Source organism: Gordonia alkanivorans NBRC 16433, assembly GCF_000225505.1.
GTDB classification, from domain to species: Bacteria; Actinomycetota; Actinomycetes; order Mycobacteriales; family Mycobacteriaceae; genus Gordonia; species Gordonia alkanivorans.
Genome location: NZ_BACI01000058.1, coordinates 1 through 3,570, shown reverse-complemented (window position 1 = coordinate 3,570; position 3,570 = coordinate 1). Strand labels below are relative to the sequence as shown.

The window sequence follows — 3,570 nt, the reverse complement described above, 5'->3', positions numbered from 1 at the left end:
TTTCGGTCTTCGCGGATGCGTTCCAGCGCACGTTTATCCACGCTGTCGATCAGTTCTAGGAGTTGAGCGCTATCGAGTAGCTTGTTCTCGATCCTCTGCATTGCGCTGGTGCCCTGGGGGGTTAGGCCGTGGTCCTGAGCCTTTTCAATTTCCTCTCGAAGGTCGATGGCGTCTCTGTCGCCGTCGTCTGCCAGGGACCCGATCTTGGCGATGAGATCGGTGGTCACGGCTGTCCACGTGATGGTGATGCTCGCGCGTACGGCGCCGCTGTTGTAGCACTGCCACGCCTCGGTGGCGAGTGTTCTGGTTTCTGGGTTCCATACCTCTTGGATCTGGGTATCGACCGCAATCACTCTCGTAACCCCTCGCAAAGAGACATATCCAGTATGCTGTGGGGAGTCTATCTGGGCGCTGATTTGGGCCTGTAGGTCGACGATGAGGCCGGTCAGCTCGTGCTGTGCTCGACTGACCCGGCGGGCGTTGGCATTCTGGGCGGGTGTGGACTTGGATTCGTATTGACCGCAACGCCCTCGGGGCGGGGTTGCACTTCGCCAACCGTCTGCCCGCTCGCTGTGTGCAGCACCTCAGCACGTGACCGCCAGGGGTCAGAGCGTGAAGATGCCGCTGAGAGTAACTGCCGAACTGCCGCACGGGGTGTGCTTCGGCACCCCGTGGGGCATCAGCCTCGACGGGCTGCTGGCCTCGGTGCTCTGGCACCGCCACAAAGCCGCGGCCGCCGCCCGCGGCGAGGTCCTCACCTACGACCCCCTCGCGGTGCCCGAAGACCTGGAGCTACCGCTGGCGCGCTGCGAGGCCGGGCAGCCGTGGCACTGGATGTGCACCTTCGCCCACACCGTCCCCACCACTCCATATCCCGAACCACGTATGCGGTCCAGCCGTACGGATCACGCTGATCTGCAACGCCTCTCACCCTCGGTACCCTCCACGGTCTCAGACGCCCGCGGGCACTACCGCAAACGCCTGATCCCCGCCGCCGCGACGATCACTGCGACCGCGACGTGGCGCGCGGTCGGCGACCCCGGGAAGATCACCGAGCTGCTCGCCGAGGTCACCGATATCGGCAAGTACCGCACCAGCGGCGAAGGCCGCGTCACCGCCTGGACCATCGAACCGGCACCCGGCGACGACGTCTGGTCCGCTGGCCACGAACACCACCCCGGCGTCCTGGGCCGCAGCACCCCGGCACCGTGCGTCGCTGACCGCCCGGACATCGTCCACGGTGGGCGTTCCCGGATCGCGGTCCGGGCGCCGTACGCCCACCCCAGCCGCCACGCGGACGCGGCCTATCTGCCCGCACCCGACGAGGCGCAGCGGTGACCCGCGTGCGGGGCGGCCGAGCCACGACGCGCACTGCGGTGATCGCGGCGTGCGCGGTCCTCGCCGCCGGCGTGGCCGGCTGTGGGTCGGATCGATCCTCACCGAGATCAACGTCAAAGACACCCTGAGAACAAAGCTCGATGTGGACATGGAAAATTACCTGATCCTGGAGGCTTGTAATCCACCTTTGGCCCATCGCGCTCTGGGAGTCAATCGGCAGATCGGTCTGCTGTTGCCCTGCAATGTCGTGGTCCGCACCGACGCCACCAATCGATCAAACTCGATCGTCGAAGCGATGAATCCCGACCTGATGGTCGAGGTCTCCGGGGAAGCCGAACTTGCACCGGTGGCCACCGACGCGTCAGCCAAACTCTCGGCCGCTATCGCGGCATTGGAAGCCATAGCCTCCACGTGAGTAAACACGTCCAACAGTCCGCGACCGCAACGAGTACCTATGAGCGCAGGGACATTCCATCTTGACCCGGCATGCCCGTTCGCCTTGGCCGCCTCACGGTGGCTGCTCAACGCCGCGCGGCGCCGACATCGAGATTGATTGGCGGCAAATGAGTTTGGCAGTGCTCAACGAGGGCGCAGATGTTCCTGAGCACCAGCAACAGCACCACATAGCGGTCTCTCGCAGGCTGGGTTGTGTCCTGGCCGCTGCACATGACAGGACCGGCGACAGGCACTCGGACCGCTCTGCACCGCCCCGGGGCAGCGTGTGCACCACCAGAGCGCCGACGTCACCACAGCAATGGTGGCCGACGCGCTCTCCGAAAGCGGCCTCGATCCCCAGCTCGCCGACAATCTCCACGACTCCACCTACGTCAGCGCAGTGTGCGTCGCTCACCGGGAAAGCCAAGACGGTCTCGGCGGCTCCGGTGGATCGCACCGAATGAGTCAGCTATCCCGTGTCCACGCATATCGACCCCCGAGCAAGTTGATCAACTCGCCGGGGCCACTATCTGGGGCATACACGTCAGGGCGCATTGCGTTCTACAAGCCCGTCCGCGATTCTCGATGATGCCGCGCCGACTTGTCGGAGAAGCCGTGCCACTCGCGGCATGACCTCCAGATCGCGGTAGACAGCCGCGTGCACAAGCCAGGCCGCAGCTTCAGCCGCAGTGAGCGCGGGAGTGTGGTGGTATTCGTCGGTGGGCTCGATCATCGGTGTCCGGACGAGCGGGAAAAAGACTGTCGTCACAGAGACCCCTGTGCCGCGCAACTCCGACGCTATGCTGCGTCCGAAAGCGGTAATCGCGGCCTTCGATCCCGCGTATGCCGAGAACTTTGGCATGGCGCCCATCGGGATACCCCAGGTGGACACGTTGATGAAGTGACCGCTGCCGCGCTCCTTCATGGCAGGTAGGAACCCTAACGTCAGTTGCACGGGACCGAAGTAGTTGACCGCCATGGTGCGCTGATAATCGTGTAGCCGATCAGTCGAGTCGAGGACCTCGCGGCGAATCGACCGCCCGGCGTTGTTCACGACGATGTCCGGGCAGCCGTATTTATCGAGCACGTACTGGATCAAGCGAGCTGTGTCGTCGGTATCGGAGAGATCCCCCGGACAGGTGTCGGCATAGCCGCCCTCGGCCCGGATACGCGTGACGAGTTCGTCGAGGCTGTCGGCACGACGCGCCACCGTCAGGACGTGGGCTCCACGACGGGCGAACTCTTCAGCTGCCGCAGCACCGATGCCCGACGACGAGCCAGTGACGAGGACGGTCAAGTTTTGTAGCCGTTTAGCCGGCGATCTGGTGCGAAGTGTGTTGACGAGCTCGACCGGCGTGCGTGGTCGTTGTAAAGCAGTATGCGCGACTCGGGCTGGCACGTATTTCACGGCTACTGTCACCATGGGTGGAACCGTAGATCACGAGGCCCCGCAGCACCAGTGCCCGGCCGTCCGCTGGGGTGCAAACGCTGTCTGTCGGCGCGATCGCTGCCGCTGGCTTCACCAGCGAATCCAGCGCAGCCGGAACCGATTCCGCATCTTTTCCCCGAACAAAGTTGTGCTGCAGGCGATTACATCGCCTAACGGAACAACGTGTCGATCTCTGTACGTCAGGCGAGCGCTGGCGATCAAAGAATGTAAACGTGGACCGCTGTGGCCACAGGTCCCAGCTTGCAACGAGGGGACCTGAAAAGTCGAACTCAGAACCGGCGAGCGACCTTACGTTACGCGCTGCTCGTACGAACACGCGTGCATCCGATGCTTTAGGTCAGCCCGGT

3 protein-coding genes and 2 pseudogenes are annotated in these 3,570 nt (G+C 64.0%); 3 read left to right on the top strand and 2 right to left on the bottom strand.

The window, feature by feature from the left end:
- A pseudogene (locus GOALK_RS11020) lies at nt 1-353 on the bottom strand (hypothetical protein); the annotation flags it as partial.
- Nucleotides 354-591: 238 nt separating this feature from the next.
- Here GOALK_RS11020 and GOALK_RS11015 point away from each other — a divergent pair.
- From GOALK_RS11015 to GOALK_RS24635, 3 genes and pseudogenes are all read left to right on the top strand, one after another.
- The gene (locus GOALK_RS11015) at nt 592-1,338 is read left to right on the top strand and encodes a Csf3-related protein (protein ID WP_231381070.1); all 747 of its coding nucleotides are present in this window, start codon (nt 592-594) and stop codon (nt 1,336-1,338) included.
- Between the two features lie 49 nt (nt 1,339-1,387).
- The gene (locus GOALK_RS11010; protein ID WP_006358895.1) at nt 1,388-1,753 is read left to right on the top strand and encodes a DUF302 domain-containing protein; all 366 of its coding nucleotides are present in this window, start codon (nt 1,388-1,390) and stop codon (nt 1,751-1,753) included.
- Between the two features lie 276 nt (nt 1,754-2,029).
- A pseudogene (locus GOALK_RS24635) lies at nt 2,030-2,362 on the top strand (mycothiol-dependent nitroreductase Rv2466c family protein); the annotation flags it as partial.
- Here the strand turns inward: GOALK_RS24635 and GOALK_RS11005 are convergent.
- A complete protein-coding gene (locus GOALK_RS11005; protein ID WP_075863886.1) occupies nt 2,318-3,196 on the bottom strand; it encodes an SDR family NAD(P)-dependent oxidoreductase in 879 nt (292 codons plus the stop codon). The pseudogene GOALK_RS24635 and the gene GOALK_RS11005 sit on opposite strands and share 45 nt — an antisense overlap.
- Nucleotides 3,197-3,570 lie beyond the last annotated feature (374 nt).

What these genes read in the sequence shown, in the direction of transcription:
- GOALK_RS11005 (WP_075863886.1), bottom strand. Translation starts at nt 3,196, where the DNA reads ATGGTGACAGTAGCCGTGAAATACGTGCCAGCCCGAGTCGCGCATACT.